The sequence below is a fragment of the Streptomyces silaceus genome, from assembly GCF_001419745.1.
In the GTDB taxonomy this organism is placed as follows: Bacteria; Actinomycetota; Actinomycetes; order Streptomycetales; family Streptomycetaceae; genus Streptomyces; species Streptomyces silaceus.
The window spans coordinates 1-16845 of sequence record NZ_LIRJ01000191.1 but is presented as its reverse complement, the minus strand read 5'-3'; the positions used below and the strand labels follow the sequence as shown (position 1 = coordinate 16845).

The 16845-nt window shown below is 72.3% G+C and carries 17 protein-coding genes; 8 read left to right on the top strand and 9 right to left on the bottom strand.

What is annotated here, in order from left to right; translation table 11 throughout:
- Nucleotides 1–56: 56 nt before the first annotated feature.
- Nucleotides 57–641, bottom strand: a complete 585-nt coding sequence (locus AOK22_RS19045) for a hypothetical protein (protein ID WP_055699879.1) — start codon at nt 639–641, stop codon at nt 57–59.
- Nucleotides 642–1133: 492 nt separating this feature from the next.
- Here AOK22_RS19045 and AOK22_RS19040 point away from each other — a divergent pair, with 492 nt between their 5' ends.
- Nucleotides 1134–2651 carry a glutamate-cysteine ligase family protein gene (locus AOK22_RS19040; protein WP_055699878.1) on the top strand — a complete coding sequence of 506 codons (1518 nt, stop codon included), beginning with the start codon at nt 1134–1136 and terminating at the stop codon, nt 2649–2651.
- 21 nt (nt 2652–2672) lie between these two features.
- Here AOK22_RS19040 and AOK22_RS19035 read toward each other — a convergent pair whose 3' ends face one another.
- Nucleotides 2673–4448, bottom strand: a complete 1776-nt coding sequence (locus AOK22_RS19035) for a substrate-binding and VWA domain-containing protein (protein WP_055699877.1) — start codon at nt 4446–4448, stop codon at nt 2673–2675.
- Nucleotides 4449–4615: 167 nt separating this feature from the next.
- On the opposite strand from AOK22_RS19035, the gene AOK22_RS19030 reads away from it, so the two are divergent.
- Complete coding sequence (locus AOK22_RS19030; protein WP_055699876.1) at nt 4616–5419, top strand: CPBP family intramembrane glutamic endopeptidase; 804 nt, start codon at nt 4616–4618, stop codon at nt 5417–5419.
- Nucleotides 5420–5454: 35 nt separating this feature from the next.
- On the opposite strand, the gene AOK22_RS19025 is transcribed toward AOK22_RS19030, so the two are convergent.
- Both AOK22_RS19025 and AOK22_RS19020 read right to left on the bottom strand, forming a co-directional pair.
- Entirely contained in the window at nt 5455–6276 is an 822-nt protein-coding gene (locus tag AOK22_RS19025) for a PhzF family phenazine biosynthesis protein (RefSeq protein ID WP_055699875.1), read from the bottom strand.
- 183 nt (nt 6277–6459) lie between these two features.
- Nucleotides 6460–7194, bottom strand: a complete 735-nt coding sequence (locus tag AOK22_RS19020) for a haloacid dehalogenase type II (protein ID WP_055699874.1) — start codon at nt 7192–7194, stop codon at nt 6460–6462.
- Nucleotides 7195–7403: 209 nt separating this feature from the next.
- On the opposite strand from AOK22_RS19020, the gene AOK22_RS39865 reads away from it, so the two are divergent.
- Entirely contained in the window at nt 7404–8051 is a 648-nt protein-coding gene (locus AOK22_RS39865) for a PadR family transcriptional regulator (RefSeq protein ID WP_079036667.1), read from the top strand.
- A 150-nt stretch (nt 8052–8201) separates the two neighbouring features.
- On the opposite strand, the gene AOK22_RS19005 is transcribed toward AOK22_RS39865, so the two are convergent.
- A complete protein-coding gene (locus tag AOK22_RS19005; protein WP_055699871.1) occupies nt 8202–8630 on the bottom strand; it encodes a type II toxin-antitoxin system Rv0910 family toxin in 429 nt (142 codons plus the stop codon).
- A gap of 316 nt (nt 8631–8946) precedes the next feature.
- Between AOK22_RS19005 and AOK22_RS19000 the strand changes: the two genes are divergently transcribed.
- Nucleotides 8947–9747 (top strand): putative protein N(5)-glutamine methyltransferase, encoded by an 801-nt coding sequence (locus AOK22_RS19000; protein WP_055699870.1) that lies wholly within the window; start codon nt 8947–8949, stop codon nt 9745–9747.
- Nucleotides 9748–9814: 67 nt separating this feature from the next.
- Here the strand turns inward: AOK22_RS19000 and AOK22_RS39860 are convergent, their stop codons facing one another.
- Nucleotides 9815–10003 (bottom strand): hypothetical protein, encoded by a 189-nt coding sequence (locus AOK22_RS39860; protein ID WP_079036666.1) that lies wholly within the window; start codon nt 10001–10003, stop codon nt 9815–9817.
- Between the two features lie 197 nt (nt 10004–10200).
- Between AOK22_RS39860 and AOK22_RS18995 the strand changes: the two genes are divergently transcribed.
- Both AOK22_RS18995 and AOK22_RS18990 read left to right on the top strand, forming a co-directional pair.
- Nucleotides 10201–10791, top strand: coding sequence for a Clp protease N-terminal domain-containing protein (locus AOK22_RS18995; RefSeq protein WP_055699869.1), 591 nt, complete (start codon nt 10201–10203; stop codon nt 10789–10791).
- Nucleotides 10792–10897: 106 nt separating this feature from the next.
- Nucleotides 10898–11917, top strand: a complete 1020-nt coding sequence (locus AOK22_RS18990) for an EamA family transporter (protein WP_055699880.1) — start codon at nt 10898–10900, stop codon at nt 11915–11917.
- 61 nt (nt 11918–11978) lie between these two features.
- Here the strand turns inward: AOK22_RS18990 and AOK22_RS18985 are convergent, their stop codons facing one another.
- Both AOK22_RS18985 and AOK22_RS18980 read right to left on the bottom strand, forming a co-directional pair.
- The gene (locus tag AOK22_RS18985; RefSeq protein WP_055699868.1) at nt 11979–12620 is read right to left on the bottom strand and encodes an FMN-binding negative transcriptional regulator; all 642 of its coding nucleotides are present in this window, start codon (nt 12618–12620) and stop codon (nt 11979–11981) included.
- Nucleotides 12620–13330, bottom strand: coding sequence for a pyridoxamine 5'-phosphate oxidase family protein (locus AOK22_RS18980; protein ID WP_055699867.1), 711 nt, complete (start codon nt 13328–13330; stop codon nt 12620–12622). Before AOK22_RS18980 ends, AOK22_RS18985 begins: the two co-directional genes overlap by 1 nt.
- 121 nt (nt 13331–13451) lie before the next feature.
- Here AOK22_RS18980 and AOK22_RS18975 point away from each other — a divergent pair, with 121 nt between their 5' ends.
- Nucleotides 13452–14783, top strand: coding sequence for an aminotransferase class I/II-fold pyridoxal phosphate-dependent enzyme (locus AOK22_RS18975; RefSeq protein ID WP_055699866.1), 1332 nt, complete (start codon nt 13452–13454; stop codon nt 14781–14783).
- On the opposite strand, the gene AOK22_RS18970 is transcribed toward AOK22_RS18975, so the two are convergent.
- Nucleotides 14774–15838: a DMT family transporter gene (locus tag AOK22_RS18970; RefSeq protein WP_079036665.1), complete on the bottom strand. Its 1065-nt coding sequence runs from the start codon at nt 15836–15838 to the stop codon at nt 14774–14776. The genes AOK22_RS18975 and AOK22_RS18970 overlap by 10 nt on opposite strands.
- Nucleotides 15839–15940: 102 nt before the next feature.
- Here AOK22_RS18970 and AOK22_RS18965 point away from each other — a divergent pair, with 102 nt between their 5' ends.
- On the top strand, nt 15941–16843 hold the full coding sequence (locus tag AOK22_RS18965; RefSeq protein WP_055699865.1) for a LysR family transcriptional regulator: 903 nt from the start codon (nt 15941–15943) through the stop codon (nt 16841–16843).
- Nucleotides 16844–16845 lie beyond the last annotated feature (2 nt).

Below are 16845 nucleotides of genomic sequence, written 5' to 3'. Positions count from 1 at the left end.
GGGCAGTACTGTGCCCCGCGGCCGGGGCGGCGGGGCACAGGGGGCGAGAGAGGCGGTCAGGCGGGTGAGCCCAGGAGCGGTGCCGGTGTCAGACGGTGGTTGAGCATCGGCAGCAGCTCGGCGACGCGGTGCGGGCGGTGGGCCGCGATGCCGGGCGGGGCGGGCGCGAGCGGCACGAGCAGGTCGGTGGCGGCCAGCGGGCCCTCGGCGCCGTCGTCGGAGCAGTCGCGGTGCAGCCAGAGCGTGAGCATGTACAGCTCCGGCACCGAGAGCAGCCGTGGCTGGCACGGCATCGGCATCGCCTCGGCGTGCCGCAGGGCCCGCTCGGTCGAGGCGATGTAGGGGCCCTCGAAGAAGTGCGAGAAGGCCCAGCCGTCCGGGGTGAGCATCGTGTCGGCCGCGGCGACGGCGCGCTCGCCGCAGCGGATCAGGAAGCGCCAGCCGGCCAGGCGGGTGGGCGAGGTGCCCTCTGGAGTGATGCGGTCCAGGACGTGGACGGGCAGCGGGAGTTCCGGGCTGGCGGGGCCCTGCGCGGCACGCAGGGACGGGGTACGGGCCTCGCGTACGGCCGTGGGGGAACCGAGTGCCGCGAGGACGCTGCGCAGGGCGGGCGCGGGAGCCGGGGGGACATGCAGCGGCATGGTGGGTCGCCTCTCTCGTTCGACAGGCACGGTGGAGCAGGGGCGGGTGCGTGACGGCGCTGTCAGCTCTGGGACATCTGGGTCAGAGGGGCGGGGGCTGGGGACCGCGAGCGCCAACTCTCTGCCTAGATTGCGGAGTTTATACGAGACGTGTTCAGGCAGTGTTTCGTCTAGACGCGGTGGATATTCCGAGCAAGACGCCAACCGGTCGTTCTTGTGAGGGATTTCTCCCGATTTCGCGAGAGCCCCACTTCCTCGACCTCGTATTTTGCGAGATGTGCGGTAGGCCGGTTTTCGCCGGTACTTTTGACCAGGCATCTCGGAAGCGAATCTTCACCATGCCGCATGCCTGGTGAATGTGCCGGGGAGCAACTCCGTCGAGCGTACTGCTCCATGGTCCCGCGCGGGGCGTTATCGATCACATTGCCTGGGCATCATCCCCCGTACACAGCGGCCGGATCGTTGGCTGCCCGATCGCGGAGGGACGCTTCGATGGGCGAGAAGGTCGTGGCGGGCACGTTCGACCTGACCGACCGGCACCACTACCGAAGGAAGCTCCGTGCGTGTCTGACGGGGCTGGAGCGCCTGCTGGAGGAGGAGCGGTTCGACCGCCCGAAGAATCTGATGGGCATGGAGATCGAGCTGAATCTCGCCGGTCCCGACGGACTGCCGAGAATGTTGAATGCGCAGGTTCTGGAGCGCATCGCGAGCCGGGATTTCCAGACGGAACTCGGAATGTTCAATCTGGAAGTGAACATTGCTCCGCACCGGCTCGGCGGGCGCGTTCTCGATCAGCTCGCCGAAGAGCTTCGCACGGGTCTCAACTATGCCCACAGGAAAGCCAACGAGCTCTCCGCCGGCATTGTCATGATCGGTATTCTGCCGACCCTGAACCGCGCCGATCTCGTCTCCGCGAACCTCTCCGACGTGGACCGTTACGCCCTGCTGAACGACCAGATCGTGGCGGCGCGCGGCGAGCGGTTCGTCCTCGACATCGAGGGTGTGGAGCGGCTGACCTGCACATCCGCGTCGATAGCGCCCGAAGCGGCGTGCACCTCCGTGCAGTTGCACCTCCAGGTCACACCGGGCCGCTTCGCCGACGTGTGGAACGCGGCGCAGGCGATCGCCGCGGCGCAGATCGCCGTGGGCGCCAACGCGCCGTTCCTGTTCGGCCGTGAACTGTGGCGCGAGTCGCGGCCGCCGCTGTTCCTGCAGTCCACCGACACCCGGCCGCCCGAACTCCAGGTCCAGGGGGTGCGCCCGCGCACCTGGTTCGGCGAGCGCTGGCTCACCGGACCCCTGGAACTCTTCGAGGAGAACCTGCGGTACTTCCCGGCGCTGCTGCCCCTGATGGACGAGGAGGACCCGCTGGGCGTCATCGACGCGGGTGGGGTGCCGCAGCTCGGCGAACTCGTCCTGCACAACGGCACCGTGTACCGCTGGAACCGCCCGGTGTACGGCATCGCCGACGGCGTACCGCATCTGCGCGTGGAGAACCGCGTGCTGCCGGCCGGTCCCACCATCACCGACGTCATCGCCAACGCCGCCTTCTACTACGGGCTGGTGCGGGCGCTCGCCGAGGAGGCGCGGCCCGTGTGGACACGGCTGCCCTTCGAGGCCGCCGCCCACAACTTCGACGTCGCCTGCCGCCACGGCATCGACGCCCGGCTGCAGTGGCCGCGGCGCGGCAGGCTGGGCGGTGTCGGCGAGGTGGCGGCCGTCCAGCTCGTACGCGACGAACTGCTGCCGCTGGCGGCGGCCGGTCTCGACGCGTGGGGCGTGGAGCCCGCCGACCGGGACCTGTACCTCGGGGTGATCGAGGAGCGGTGCCGGCGGCGGGTCAACGGGGCGTCGTGGCAGGCGGCCACCTACCACCGGGCCCTGGAGCGGGGGCTCGGCAGGGAGGACGCGCTCGCCGCCACCACCAAGCGGTACTTCGAGCTGATGCATGAGGGCGAGCCGGTGCACACCTGGCCCGTGGGGCTGCCGGAACCGGTCCCGCTGGGGTGAGTCCCGGGGCGGGCGCGAGGGTCAGCCCTGGTTGCTGCCCGCCTCCATGATGGCCTTCAGGATGACGGCGTGGATCTGCGCCGGGTCGTCGACCTGGTGGCCGGAGCCGCCGGTCGCCGCGGCGATCTGCTGCACCTCGTCCTTGTCGGCGTCGGGGCCGACGGCGATGGCGATGATCGGCACCGGCTTCTTGGGGTCGGAGAGGTCCTCCAGCTGGGAGATGAGGGAGCTGCGCGAGATGCTGCCCGGGTCCTGGTTGGCGCCGTCGGTGAGGATCACCAGGGCGTTGAACTTGCCCCGCGCGTACGTCGAGCGGGCCTCCTTGTACGCGGCGAGCGTCGTGTCGTACAGGCCGGTGGCGCCGCCGGGCACGGGCTGGAGGCCGCCGAACGCCGCCGACAGCCTGTCGCGGTGGGTGGCGCCGCCCTTCTGGTCGCCGAGGCGCTCGGTCGGCTGGAGCTCGCGGTAGTCCTTGGTGCCGTCGAGGGCGGTGGCGAACTCCCACAGGCCGATCTCGTCCTCGTCGGTGAAGCCCGCGAGGGCCTGCAACAGCGAGGACTTGGTGACCTCCATGCGGGACTGGTCGCGGCCCGGGACCAGCTGGTTCATGGACTCCGATGCGTCGACGACCGTGTTGAGCCGGGCGCTCTGCACGGTGATCGTCCACATGCCCAGGGTCTCCTGGAGCTGTTTGTCCGAGGGCGGGTCGGTGGCCTCGTCCGCGTACGGCTGCGGGGTGCGGCCGCCCGCGGCGGTGACGAGCTTGTCGGAGGGCTGGTCGGGGTCCGTCCGGAAGCCGTGGTCCGCGAGGATCTTCTGCCCGTCCGCGTCGCTGAACATCGTCATGAAGCGCAGGGCCGCGCGGCTCAGGTCGGTGGACATCTTGTCGTCCTCGACCAGCGTGTACGGGTAGTCGAGCCGGGGCGAGCCGTCCTTGGGATAGAACAGGTCGATGCTGTTCTCCTCGTGGGCCGAGGCGTTGTGCGCGAACGCGGCCTGCTCGGAGAGGATCACCGCCTGATTGCGGCGGGGGTTGCCCTGCTCGGCGCCCGAGCCGTCACGCGCCAGGGTGTCCAGGAGCAGGCCGTCGCTGTCGGTGGTGCGGCTGGCCAGGGCCTTGGCCATGGCGGCGGCCTGGGTGTCGCCCTCCTTGCCGCCCTGCTTCTTGGCGGACGCGCCGAGTTTGGCCAGGGCGAGCAGCCCGGTGGCGCTGCGCGCGGGGTCGGCCGCGCCCAGGCGCAGCTTGTCGCTCTTCATGGCCGCCGCGGTCAACTCCGGCCAGGCGTACGTCTTCTTGGGCCAGCCCAGCGACTCGGCGGCGGAGGGGATCATGCCGACGCCGACGGGCGAGGAGGCGATGTTCCCGGCGGGGGAGATCTTGGTCTGCTTGGTGCCGAGGCCGACGCGCTGCACCCATATGTCGGAGTCCGGGACCCATACGTCGTACCCCGGATCGTCCTTGCCGGAGCGGAGTTCGTCGGCGACCTCGTACGAGTCGCGCGCGCTCACGCGGACGTCGATGCAGTGCCCGTCCGAGGTGATCTCCTGCTCGCGGGCGGTGTCGGCGGCCTTGCGCAGGGCGGGGGTCACATCGGGAGCGGCGACGACGTCGAGGCGTACCGCGTCGTCCTCGCAGGAGCCGCCGAAGGAGAGGACTCCGCTGCGGACCGCCGCCGCCGTGCCTCCGGCCACCACGAGTACGAGAGCCGTGGCGATGGCGACCGTGCGGCCGCGGGCGCGCGGTCGGGGGTCGGGTGCACCCGTCCCGTCCTCATCGGGCAAGCTGTGACGTCCCATGGCGGTGGTGCCCCTCCTTGAGTGATGAAGCAAGGAAAGAGGGGGCGGTACGCCCGAAATCGGCGTCCGTCCCCCTCGGCCTGTCGCGCACGATCTTCGTAACTTCTTTCGAGACCCTAGCGGGGCGAGGATGGGGATGAGGCGGGATTACTCAACTGGAGGCGCACGTGCAAGCGGAGCCGGGGGCGATGGCTGGTTCTTTTCCTGCGGACGGGCCCGCGCGACGGATCCTGAGGGACGAGACGCTGCTCGTCCTGGCCCTCTCGCTCGGGGCGAGCGGAGTGTCCGCGCTGATCAGCTTTGTCGGATCGGTGACCAAACCGGGTGGTCTGAAGGATCAGGCGGCCACGATGAACGCGTCGGCGGCGCCGGGCCGGCCGTGGCTTGATCTCGCATGGCAACTGTTCGGCATCGCGAGCGCCTTGGTGCCGGTCGCGCTCGTCGCGCACTTCCTGCTGCGCGAGGGGGCGGGGCTGCGGACCATCGGCTTCGACCGCACGCGGCCCTGGCCGGACCTGGGGCGCGGCACCGCGATCGCCGCGGTGATCGGCAGCACCGGGATCGCCTTCTATCTGGCGGCCCGCGGGTTCGGCTTCAACCTCACGGTGGTGCCGGAGGCGCTGCCCGACGTGTGGTGGAAGTACCCGGTGCTCGTGCTGTCCGCGGTGCAGAACGCGGTGCTCGAGGAAGTGATCGTCGTCGGGTATCTGCTGCGCAGGCTCGGGCAGTTGGGGTGGACCCCGATGGCCGCGCTGGTGGGCAGCTCGGTGCTGCGCGGCTCGTACCACCTGTACCAGGGCATCGGCGGGTTCCTGGGAAACCTGGCGATGGGAGTGGTCTTCGCGCTGCTCTACCGCAGGTGGGGGCGGGTGGGGCCGCTGGTGGTGGCCCACTCCCTGCTCGACATCGGGGCGTTCGTCGGGTACGCGCTGCTCGCGGGGAAGGTGGGGTGGCTGCCTACGCCTTCGTAGGCAGCGCCCGCTCGCTTGTGAGGGTCTCGGTGGCGTCAGGCGAAGAGTTCGCCCTCGATGACCGTGACCGCGCGGCCCGTCAGGAAGGTGCGCTCTCCCTCAAGGCGGGTGCGGACCAGGCCGGTGCGGGCCGAGGCCTGCAGGCCGGTCAGTTCCGTGCGGCCGAGGCGCTCGGACCAGAAGGGGGCGAGGGCGGTGTGGGCGCTGCCCGTCACCGGGTCCTCGTCGATGCCGACGCGCGGGAAGAAGCCGCGCGAGACGAAGTCGTAGCCGCGCGAGGGGTCATCGGCCCGTGCCGTGGCGATGATGCCGCGCTCGGAGTGGCGCACGAGGGCCTTGTGGTCAGGGGTGAGGGAGCGGACCGTCTTCTCGTCCGCGAGTTCGACCAGCAGGTCGCCGACGCTCCGGCCGGTGTCGTACGCGGTGACGGGCTCTGCGCCCAGGGCCTCGGCGACCCCGTCGGGGATGTCGGTGGCGGTGAGCGGGGCGGTCGGGAAGTCGAGGGTGAGGGCGCCGTCCTCGTGCGCGGTCGCGGCCAGGACGCCACTGCGGGTGGCGAAGCGGACGGGGCCCGACGCGGTACCCGTGGTGTGCAGGACGTGCGCCGTGGCCAAAGTGGCGTGACCGCAGAGGTTCACCTCGGTGGCCGGCGTGAACCAGCGCAGCGCCCAGTCGGCGTCGCCGCCCGCGGGCAGGCGGTGGGCGAAGGCGGTCTCGGCGTGGTTGACCTCCCTGGCCACGTGCTGCAGCCAGGTGTCGTCGGGAAACGCGTCGAGCAGGAGGACTCCGGCCGGGTTGCCCGTGAAGGGGCGGTCGGTGAAGGCGTCGACGATGCGGATGCGGTGGGAAGTCGGCATGGTGCCGACGGTAGAGGGCCGCGCAATGGGTGGGGTAAGGCCAATTCAGGTTGACTGGACTGATCGGTGGCCTTGGGGTGGATGCCGCTGGAGTGGTCGGTGGCTCTTGTCCGGGTCGTCCGGCGGCAGGGGGTGTGCCTCGTCAGCACCCCGTCGCGCGACGCGAGCTCCAGCGCGTCGTACTCACGACCGCCGGGACGTCCCGCTCGCCGTCAGCGCGGTGACCAGGTCGTCCAGGTCGTCGACGTACCAGTCGAAGGTGTCGGAAGCCGCCGGCGGGTCCCCGACAGGCCGACGGACGTAGGCGGTCCGCATGCCACTCGCCTGCGCCCCGCGCAGGTCCCAGGCGTGGGCGGCCGCCATGAGCACGCGTTCCGGTGGGCATCCGGCGGTGTCGACGGCGAGTTGGTAGACCTCGGGCGCCGGTTTGTAGGCGAGGACGGTCTCGCTGGACAGGGCCTGGTGCCAGCGCAGTCCGGCGTACGCGTTGAGGCGCGGCAGCGCGGTGTGGCCGGCGTTGGACAGGCCGAGCACGAGGAACCGTTCCGCGAGCCGTTCGAGTCCGGCCACCGAGTCGCTCCAGGGCGGCAGTCGGCTGCCCGCCGTGGCCAGCCGGGCGACGGCCGCCGGATCGGTGAGTCCGGCGCGGTCGGCCACGCGCCGGGCGGCCTCGGCGTCGATCGCCTCGGTGCCGGCGTACGGGCGCTCTCCTTGCGCGATGCGCTGCTGCTCCCGCTCGACGTGCCGCTGCCACACGGCGAGCAGCTCGTCGACGAACGCGTCGCCGGACTCCTCGCCGGACGTGCCTTCGGGCACGGGCACGGCCTCGCGGATGGCCGCTCGAAGCCCCCTGGGCTCGTCGACCAGTGTCCCGAGGACATCGAAGACGACGCACTCGATGTCGCGGATCTCGGCCATGCCTTCTCCTGTTCGCCCACACCGATGTCACCGGTTCAACCGGTGACGACCCTGCCCCATGCCTCGCCGCCGGTCAAGAGGGGATTGCTATCCGAACTGTTCCGATATATCGTTGACGCATCGCGACAGAGACGCGACTGATCAGAGATCGATTACCGAAGATCGAAGGTCAGAGAATGTCGAACAGGCACTCAAAAGGAGTGATCGTCATGCGTTCCCATGGTTTTGAACACGAGCACGGACGCGGTCGCCACGGCGGCGGCCACCAGGGCGGCCGAGAGGGTTTCGGCCGCGAAGGATTCGGCGGCTTCGGAGGATTCGAGGGGCGGCGCGGCGCGTTCGGCCCGTTCGGTCCCGGCATCGGTGGGCCCGGCGGCCCCTGGGGCGGCCGCGGTGGACGGGGCGGCCCGAGGGGCAGGGCGCGGCGCGGAGACGTACGCGCCTCGATCCTGGCCCTCCTCAAGGACCGGCCCATGCACGGCTACGAAATGATCCAGGAGATCGCCGAGCGCAGCGGCGGGGCGTGGAAGCCCAGCCCCGGTTCGGTCTATCCGACCCTCCAGCTCCTGGAGGACGAGGGCCTGATCAGCAGCGCGAGCGAGGGCGGCAAGAAGCTCTTCTCGCTCACCGAGGCCGGCGGCGAGGCGGCCGAGGAAGGCCCCGACGCGCCCTGGGAAGAGGCCGGGCGCGGCGTCGACTGGGACACCCTGAACGAGATCCGGCAGGCAGGCTTCGGTCTGATGGAGGCGTTCGGCCAGGTCTGGAAGACCGGCAGCAAGGAGCAGCGCGAGAAGGCGCTCACCGTCATCAACGACGCGCGCAAGAAGCTGTACCTGATCCTCGCCGATGAGGACTGAGGTGGTGCGGGTCGACGACCCGCACCACAGATGAGGCGCCCCCCACCATGCGTGCGGGGCGCCTCTTCCGTGCGGTGGGTGCTTCGGGATCCGGCGTACGGGTCCAGGAGTCCGGGGAGTACGGGGCGCCCGGGTCGTGGGGACCGGCCGTCAGGTCACCAGGCCGTCGAGCTTGCGCAGCGACTCGTTGAGGGCGGCGGTCGCCGAGTCCTTCAGCTTGCCCGCCATCAGGGACACGGCCGCGCCGGTGAACTCCCCCTCGATGCGGACCAGCGTCCCGGAGCCGTCGGGGGAGAGGCTGTAGCGGGTGCCGACGGTGACGCCCATCGGGCCCTTGCCGGTGATGGCCAGGGTGCGGGCGGTATCCAGCTCCTCGATGGTCCAGTCGACCTCGGCGGGAAAGCCCATGAGCTTCATGTTCTCCACGAAGGTGCCGCCCACCTCCAGCGCGGTGGGGCCGCCCTGGGGGAAGCTCGTGTGCGTGGCGTTCCACTCGCCGTACGCGGTGAAGTCGGTGAGCTGGGCCCAGACCTTCTCGGTGGGTGCGTCGATCCGTGCTTCCGCGCTGACTTCGGCCATGCGGCCACCCCTTCCCGTCGGGTGCTGCGACAGCCGCAGCTGCGGTGTCGCGGACGGAACGTAGCCGCAGGGCCCGGAACATTCAATACTGATGAACCGTCAGATCTACGGGATCGATCTGCCGCCCCGGCTCCCGCGGGGGTGGGGTACTGTTCCCTTGCCCCGCGACGGACGCGGGCGACGAGTCGGGGAGGTGAGACCCATTACCGCAATGGCAGGTCGGGTGCTCCCCTTCGACGACTCTCACGACCGCGCGGTTCACCCGGCCTAGGTGACCCGAGGGAGCCCCATCGGGATCCCGAAAGGTTTTCTTCGCATGTCGGTCTCATTCTTCTCCTCCGCACACCTCGCCTCCACCGTCACCGCGCTGCGCGCCGCCGGCTGCGTCTTCGCCGAGGACGAGGCGGAGTTGCTCCTGTCCGCCGCCCGCACCCCGGACGAACTCGCCGTCATGGTGGAGCGCCGGGCGGGCGGCCTGCCGCTCGAACACGTCCTGGGCTGGGCCGAGTTCCGCGGGCTGCGCATCGCCGTCGACCCGGGTGTCTTCGTGCCGCGCAGGCGCACCGAGTTCCTCGTCGGCCGGGCCGTCGCGCTCGCAGGGCGCGACGCCGTCGTCGTCGATCTGTGCTGCGGTTCCGGGGCGCTGGGTGCCGCGCTCGCCGCCGCCCTCGACCGGGTCGAGCTGCACGCCGCGGACATCGATCCGGCGGCCGTCCGCTGCGCCCGCCGCAATGTCGCCGACGCCGGGGGCACGGTGTACGAGGGCGACCTCTACGCCCCGCTGCCCCGCACCCTCCGGGGCCGCGTCGACATCCTGCTCGCCAACGTCCCCTACGTCCCCACCGAAGAGGTCGGCCTGCTGCCCGCCGAGGCCCGCGTCCACGAGGCGCGGGTGGCGCTCGACGGCGGCACGGACGGGCTCGACGTGCTGCGCCGGGTCACCGAGGAGGCGCCCGCGTGGCTGGCGCCCGGCGGGCATCTGCTGTTCGAGACGAGCGAGGGTCAGGTGCCGGCGGCCGTCGACGCCGTCGAGCGGGCCGGTCTGACGGCCCGGGTGGTCGAGGACGAGGAGTGGTACGCGACGGTCGTCATCGGGACACGGGCGCGAGGGGTCTGACGGAGGGTCCGGCCGCGGGGTGCGGCGCGGTGTCGCCGGTCCCTCGGTCCGGCCGGACACCCGCCGGTCAGCCCACGCGGCGTATCACCGCCGCGTCGAACAGGTCCGACGCCCTCGGGAACGGGCCCTCGTCGTGGCAGTGCCAGGCCTCCCAGAACAGGTCGGCGGGCAGCGCGTCGTCGGGTGCGTACACCCGATACACGTACTGTCTGCCGTCGATCGCCGGCAGGGCGACCATCCAGCACCTGCTCTCCATGACTGTGGATGACGTGTGGCGGTACGACATGGTTGCGTTCGGGGCGTGGGGCAAGGCGGCGCGCGCCCCCGGTGGAACTTCGGTGAGATCTCATCCGTAAGGAGGACAACCATCGCGCGGATGCCCAACCTGTGTCGGACGCGGAAATGCTTCCCGCCGCCGATGCATATGCCGCTGGAGATTGATGGGGTGGGAGAGTGCAAAGCCGTACCCCCTCGGGCGCCGAACCCGGCCCGACCCGCCCAGAACTGGACTCCCGGCTCAGCTCCGAGCTGACCTCGGTGGTCGCCGGCGCACGCCGTCGTGCCGTGCGGGACGGGGATCGGCAGATCGACACCGCCCATCTGCTCCACTCCCTGCTGGAGAGCGACCCCGAGGTGCGTGCCGTCTTCGAGACCGGCGCCCAGGTGGTGCGGCTGCTCGGCTATCTCGTGCAGCGCAGCATCGGCTACGGCCTCCAGTGGCAGGGCACCGTCGAGGACTCCGGCGCCGTCCCGGTCGTGACGTCGGTGAAAGAGGCGGGCTGGTCGCCCGCCGCCACCACCGCGATGGAGGTGGCCCTGGACCGCGCCGAGCTGCGCGGCGATCCGCGGGCCCTGGGCATGGACCTGCTCGCCGGGCTCGTCGCCGACCCCGACTGCCGCGCCGTCGAGGTCCTCGCGCGGGCCGGCGTGGACGTCGGGACGCTGCTGCGCCGCGTCGAGGCGGGGTGCAGGCAGTACGCGGCCGGCGGGTACGGACATCCGGGCGAGCACCTTCCCGGCAAGGGCGTGACGTCCGCCGGTTGAGACAGGCGCCATCAAGGATGACGGTCATGACACCGGCTGTCATGATGTGCCGGTGCGAGCGTCTGACGGGATACAGGAGAGCCGGGCGGGCCGGGGGGACACGGGCCTGCCGGGGAGCCACGGGGAGCGGTCGGGGCGCGGGAAAGGCGTCGGCCTGGGGCTCGCCCTGGTGTCGGCGGTCGCCTTCGGCGGCTCGGGCGTCGCGGCGAAACCGCTGATCGAAGCGGGTCTCGACCCCCTCCATGTGGTGTGGCTGCGGGTGGCGGGCGCCGCCCTGGTCATGCTCCCGGTGGCCTGGCGCCACCGCGGACTGCTGCGGAGCAGGCCCGCGCTGCTCGCCGGGTTCGGCCTCCTCGCCGTCGCGGGCGTCCAGGCCTGCTACTTCGCCGCGCTCTCCCGCATCCCCGTCGGTGTCGCGCTCCTGATCGAGTACCTCGCGCCCGCGCTCGTCCTCGGCTGGGTGCGCTTCGTGCAGCGCCGGCCCGTGACGCGCGCGGCCGCGCTCGGCGTGGTGCTCGCCGTCGGCGGACTCGCCTGCGTCGTCGAGGTGTGGGCGGGGCTGAGCTTCGACGCCGTCGGACTGCTGCTCGCGCTCGGGGCCGCCTGCTGCCAGGTCGGCTACTTCGTCCTGTCCGACCAGGGCAGCGACGCCGGCGAGGACGCCCCCGACCCGCTCGGCGTCATCGCGTACGGCCTGCTCGTCGGCACGGTCGTCCTGACGGTCGTCGCGCGTCCGTGGGGCATGGACTGGTCGGTGCTCGCGGGCGGCGCGGACCTGGACGGCGCGACCGTGCCCGCCTGGACCCTGCTCGTCTGGATCGTCCTGATCGCGACCGTCGTCGCGTACGTCACCGGAGTGCTGTCCGTGCGCAGGCTCTCGCCCCAGGTCGCGGGCGTCGTGGCCTGTCTCGAAGCGGTCATCGCGACCGCCCTGGCCTGGGTGATCCTCGGCGAGCACCTGTCGGCGCCGCAGATCGTGGGCGGCGCCGTCGTCCTCCTGGGCGCGCTCATCGCCCAGTCGTCGGCGCCGGCCGAGCCCGCCGTCCACGAGGTCGCGCGGCCCCCGGCGCCCCCGTCGGCCGACGGGGGCCCGTCCCGCGACGCCGACGAGGTGGCCTCGGTCTGAGCCTGGCGGCGATCGGTGCAGGAACGGGCCCGCCGTGCCGGGGCGGGCCCGTCCCCTCGCCTCAGCCCTCGCGGCGGCGCCGCTGATGGGCGAGGGCTGCCGCGTCCCGCGCGCCGCCCCGCTCCGCGAGTCCCGCCGCGATGCGGTCCTGCACCTCGGCCGGCTTGTGGATCGCGTACTTGAACTTCGCCCGTACGTCCGTCACGTCGAGGCACAGCGCACGGATGCCGGAGAGCATGCGGCCGTACGGCGCCTCGCCCTCGGCCGCGCGCGCGGAACCGCCCTCCGGCTGGAAGTGGCCGATCTGACGGTTCAGGACGTCCGCCTTCTCGCCCGGGTCGTCGACGACCCGGGCGGTGCAGCGCAGCTGGACGGCCGCGTAGAAGCTCGTCGGCACGCCGTGCTCGGCCGGGGTGTCCGGCGGGGCCTGCCAGGGGCCCGGCACGTACACGTAGTCGTCGACCACGCTCAGGAGCACCTCGGAGTCGGCCTCCAGGGCGGGCCACAGCGGGTTCGGGCGCGCCAGGTGGGCGAGGACGCGGCCGTGCGGGCCCGGCTCGGGCTCGTACACGAAGTGCATCGGCTGGACGTGCGGCGGCTCGCCCGGCAGGCCGTTCACGGCGAGCTGCCCGAAGTCGTGGGCGGCCAGCCACTGCTGCCACTCGGTGTCCGCGCGGGCCGCGTCCCAGGGGTGGATCAGCATCACAGCTCGACGAGGTAGTCGGGCACCTCGACGTCCGGCGCGAGGTCGGCGGAGGGGAGCAGCGGGTCGTGGCCCTTGCGCAGGGGGACGACGCCCGCCCAGTGGGGGAGGCCCATGTCCTCGGGCTCGTCGTTCGGGCCGCCGGTGCGGGTCTTCGCGGACACCTCGTCGAGGTCGATGCGGATCACGGCCGTCGCCGCGAGCTCCTTGGCGTTGGCGGGGCGGGAGTCGGCGGAGCGGCCCGGCACGACGTGGTCGACCAGCGCGTCCAGCGCGACCCGCTTCTCCTCGGGGTCCGTGACCTGGTGGGCGGTGCCGTGGACCACCACGGAGCGGTAGTTGATCGAGTGGTGGAAGGCCGAGCGGGCCAGGACCAGGCCGTCGACGTGGGTGACGGTCACGCACACCGGCAGGCCCGGGTCCTGCTCCTCGCCCCGGGCGTCGCCCGCCATCCGCAGCGGCCGGGAGCCCGTCGAGCCGTGCACGTACAGGCGGTCGCCGACCCGGCCGTAGAGCGTCGGCAGCACGACGGGGGCGCCGTCCCGCACGAAACCGAGGTGGCAGACGTACGCCTCGTCGAGTATCGCGTGCACCGATGCGTGGTCGTAGGAAGCGCGCTCCCGGGAGCGCGTGGGGACGGTGCGCTCGGTCGGTGCGTACGAGGCGTTGTCCGGCGTGGGGGTGTCGGTGGTGGTCCGCGTCGTCTGCATGGCTGCTCCCTGTACTGGCTTGCCCCTGTGCGACCACTGACCGTTCCGTGCCCGGGGCGGTCGATCCGTCTGCTCGGTCCGCCGCTTGCGGTCAGTTTTGCACTAGTGCATAATCTGGTTTGTGCTAGGAGAGTATCCGATCGAAGGTCGGCGCGCAGCAGAGATTGCGGCGAGTGTGGAGCGGGCCGTGGGTGACGGCGGCCTCGAACCGGGGCAACTGCTGCCGCCCATGCGCGAGTTGGCGACCCATCTGGGCGTGAATCCCAATACGGTGGCCGCCGCGTATCGCACGCTGCGCGAGCGCGGGGTCATCGAGACGGCGGGGCGGCGCGGCAGCCGCGTCCGCTCCAAGCCCGCCACCACCGCGCGCGAACTGATGCGGGTGGACGTGCCGCCCGGCGTACGGGACGTCGCCAAGGGCAACCCGGACACGGCGCTGCTGCCCGCGCTCACCGCGGCGTTCACGGCCGCCGCCGAGCGGTCCGACGCGCAACCCGTGCTCTACGGAGAGAGCGCGATCGATCCTGAACTGGAGCGGGCCGCGCGCGCGGCCTTCGACGCCGACGGCATTCCCGCCGGTCCCCTCGCCGTCACCTCCGGATCGCTCGACGCCATCGAGCGGGTCCTCGCCGTGCACCTCAAGCCCGGCGACGCGGTGGCCGTCGAGGACCCGGGCTGGGGCAGTCTCCTGGACCTGGTCCCGGCCCTGGGGCTGCGGATCGTGCCGGTCGGCGTGGACGACGAGGGGCCGCTGCCCGCCGACGTGGAGCGGGCGTTGGAGGCGGGGGCCCGCGCGGTCGTCGTCACGGACCGCGCGCAGAACCCCCTCGGTGCCGCTGTCACCGCCGCACGCGCGCGTGCCCTGCGCGACGTGCTCGCCGTGCACCGGGACGTGCTGCTCATCGAGGACGACCACGGCCACGGGATCGTCGATCTGCCGCTCCGCCCGCTGGCCGGGGTGACCCGCAGCTGGGCCCTGATCCGGTCGACCGCCAAGGCGTACGGCCCCGACCTGCGCCTCGCCGTGCTCACCGGCGACCCCGTCACCGTCGACCGGCTGCTGGGGCGCCAGCGGCTCGGGCCCGGCTGGGTGAGCAGGATCGTGCAGGGCGCCGTGGTGCGGCTCTGGGCGGACGGCGCGGTCGACGCGCGCGTGGTGGCGGCGTCCTACGGGCGGCGGCGGGACGCGCTGATCGCCGCGCTCGCCGAACGGGGTGTTCCGGCGCAGGGCCGCAGCGGCATGAACGTGTGGGTGCCGGTGCCCGACGAGACCGGAGTGGTCGCGCGGCTGCTGCACGCGGGATGGGCCGTCGCCCCGGGGGCGCGCTTCCGGCTGGAGTCGCCGCCCGGGGTGCGGATCACCGTGGCCGCGCTCTCCGACGAGGACATCGTGCCGGTGGCGGACGCCGTGGCCGCCGCGCTGGAACCCGCGCCGGGGCGGCGCTACGGCTGAGGGGGCGTCGGAGGGGTCGCTTTCCGGAGGGTGCGCTGCCTGTCGCGGACGCGTGACGTCGAACGGTCGCGCGGCGTGGACTGCGTGAGTGCCGCGCCCGCCAGGACGATCACCGCGCCGATCGGCGTCGACCAGCTCAGGGACTCGCCGAGCAGGGCGACGCCCGCGGCGGTCGCGATGACCGGGATGAAGTACGTGACCATCTGCGCGGTGGTCGGGCCGACCTCGGCGACCAGCCCGTACTGGAGGAGGAAGGCGAGTCCCGTGCCGAGCGCGCCGAGGGCCACGACCGCGAGCAGCGGTACGACGGGGAAGTGCGTCGGCAGCGAGGTGAACAGGGGCGTCACCACGGCCAGTTCGACGGTCGCGACCAGCAGCTGCGCGCCGGACAGGGAGAGGTTCGAGTACCCGGAGCCCGCCAGGGTGCGGCGCACGTAGATCCAGCCGATCGGGTAGCTGAGCGAGGCGAGCAGCGCCATGGCCGTGCCGCCGAGGTCCAGGCCGCTGAACCCCTGCCAGGCGCCGAGCACCGTGAGCACCCCGAGGAAGCCGATGCCGAGGCCCGCCACCCGGCGTCGCGTCGGCCGGTCCTCGGAGAGCGCGACGAGCGACAGGGCCATGCCCCACAGGGGCGACGTCGCGTTGCAGATGCCGGCCAGCGTGGACGGAATCGTCAGCTCCGAGTACGCGAAGAGCGAGAACGGCAGCGCGTTGAGCAGGAAGGCCGCCACCGTCAGGTGCAGCCAGGTCCGCACCCCGCGCGGCAGGCGCTCCCGCTTCACCACGAGTACGGCGGCCACCACGGCCGTGCCGAACGCCAGCCTGCCCAGGGTGACCTGGAAGGGGGCGTACCCCTGCGTGCCCACCTTGATCAGCAGGAAGCTGAAGCCCCAGATCGCCGCGAGGATGCCGAAGCGCACGCGCCAGTCGAGGGCGGGACGCCGGGTCGGGGTGACCGGTGCGGCGGGAGGTGTCGGTGTGACAGAAGAGGGCGTCGCGACGGGGGAGGCCGGGGCGGACCTGCTGGGTGAGGACGGCGGGGTGAGGGTGCTCATGCGTCCACGATGGGGTCGCACAATCTCTTAGCACAAGCGAGATTTCGTGCGCGGTATCGCGTAGCATCGCTTACCTGTTGAGTCGCTGAACCTGGAGTCCCGATGCTGAATCTGGAGCGCCTTCGCACGCTCGACGCCCTCGCCCGGCACGGCTCGGTCAGCGGGGCGGCCGCGAACCTGCACGTGACGACGTCGGCGGTCTCGCAGCAGATGACGAAGCTGGAGCGCGAGGTCGGCCAGCAACTCCTCGCCAAGAACGGCCGGGGCGTGCGCCTGACCGACGCGGGGCGGCTGCTCGCCGAGCACGCCGCGCGGATCCTCTCGCAGGTCGAGCTGGCCCAGGCCGACCTGGAGGAGCAGCGCGGCAAGGCGGTCGGCGAGCTGCGGATCTCCGCGTTCCCCACGGCCATGCGCGGTCTGATGCCCGCCACGCTGAGCGCGCTGCGCGCCGACCACCCCGGGCTGCGCGTCGGCTGCCACGAGATGGAGCCGACGCCGGCGGTCGCGGCCGTCGTACGCGGCGACATCGACATGGCGGTGGTCCTCGACTGGTACAACAAACCGCTGCCGATCCCCGAGGGCCTGGCGAAGGCGCCCCTCCTCGACGACCCCGCCGATGTCGCGATGCCCGCGGCGCACCCTCTCGCCGACCGTGCCGAGGTCGACCTGGAGGAGTTCGCGGACGACGAGTGGATCACCTGGGCGGAGGGGGAGTTCTGCCACGAGTGGCTGATGTTCACGCTGCGCGGCAAGGGCATCGAGCCGCGCGTCGCGCACCGCGCCGAGGAGCACCACACCCAGCTCGCCCTGGTCGCCGCCGGTCTCGGCGTGTGCGTGGCCCCGCAACTGGGCCGCGACCCGATGCCCGCGGGGGTGCGCACGGTTCCGGTGCGGCACCGGGTGCGGCGCCATGTGTACGTGGTCTGGCGAGCGGACGCGGACCGCCGCCCGTCGATCAGGGCGGCGGTGGAGGCGCTGCGGGCGGCGGGGGCGGGGCTGCGCTAGGG

Coding starts and splice junctions, on each gene's coding strand:
- AOK22_RS19045 (WP_055699879.1), bottom strand. CDS start 641: ATGCCGCTGCATGTCCCCCCGGCTCCCGCGCCCGCCCTGCGCAGCGTC.
- AOK22_RS19040 (WP_055699878.1), top strand. CDS start 1,134: ATGGGCGAGAAGGTCGTGGCGGGCACGTTCGACCTGACCGACCGGCAC.
- AOK22_RS19035 (WP_055699877.1), bottom strand. CDS start 4,448: ATGGGACGTCACAGCTTGCCCGATGAGGACGGGACGGGTGCACCCGAC.
- AOK22_RS19025 (WP_055699875.1), bottom strand. CDS start 6,276: ATGCCGACTTCCCACCGCATCCGCATCGTCGACGCCTTCACCGACCGC.
- AOK22_RS19020 (WP_055699874.1), bottom strand. CDS start 7,194: ATGGCCGAGATCCGCGACATCGAGTGCGTCGTCTTCGATGTCCTCGGG.
- AOK22_RS39865 (WP_079036667.1), top strand. CDS start 7,404: ATGCGTTCCCATGGTTTTGAACACGAGCACGGACGCGGTCGCCACGGC.
- AOK22_RS19005 (WP_055699871.1), bottom strand. CDS start 8,630: ATGGCCGAAGTCAGCGCGGAAGCACGGATCGACGCACCCACCGAGAAG.
- AOK22_RS19000 (WP_055699870.1), top strand. CDS start 8,947: ATGTCGGTCTCATTCTTCTCCTCCGCACACCTCGCCTCCACCGTCACC.
- AOK22_RS39860 (WP_079036666.1), bottom strand. CDS start 10,003: ATGGAGAGCAGGTGCTGGATGGTCGCCCTGCCGGCGATCGACGGCAGA.
- AOK22_RS18985 (WP_055699868.1), bottom strand. CDS start 12,620: ATGCTGATCCACCCCTGGGACGCGGCCCGCGCGGACACCGAGTGGCAG.
- AOK22_RS18980 (WP_055699867.1), bottom strand. CDS start 13,330: ATGCAGACGACGCGGACCACCACCGACACCCCCACGCCGGACAACGCC.
- AOK22_RS18970 (WP_079036665.1), bottom strand. CDS start 15,838: ATGAGCACCCTCACCCCGCCGTCCTCACCCAGCAGGTCCGCCCCGGCC.
- AOK22_RS18965 (WP_055699865.1), top strand. CDS start 15,941: ATGCTGAATCTGGAGCGCCTTCGCACGCTCGACGCCCTCGCCCGGCAC.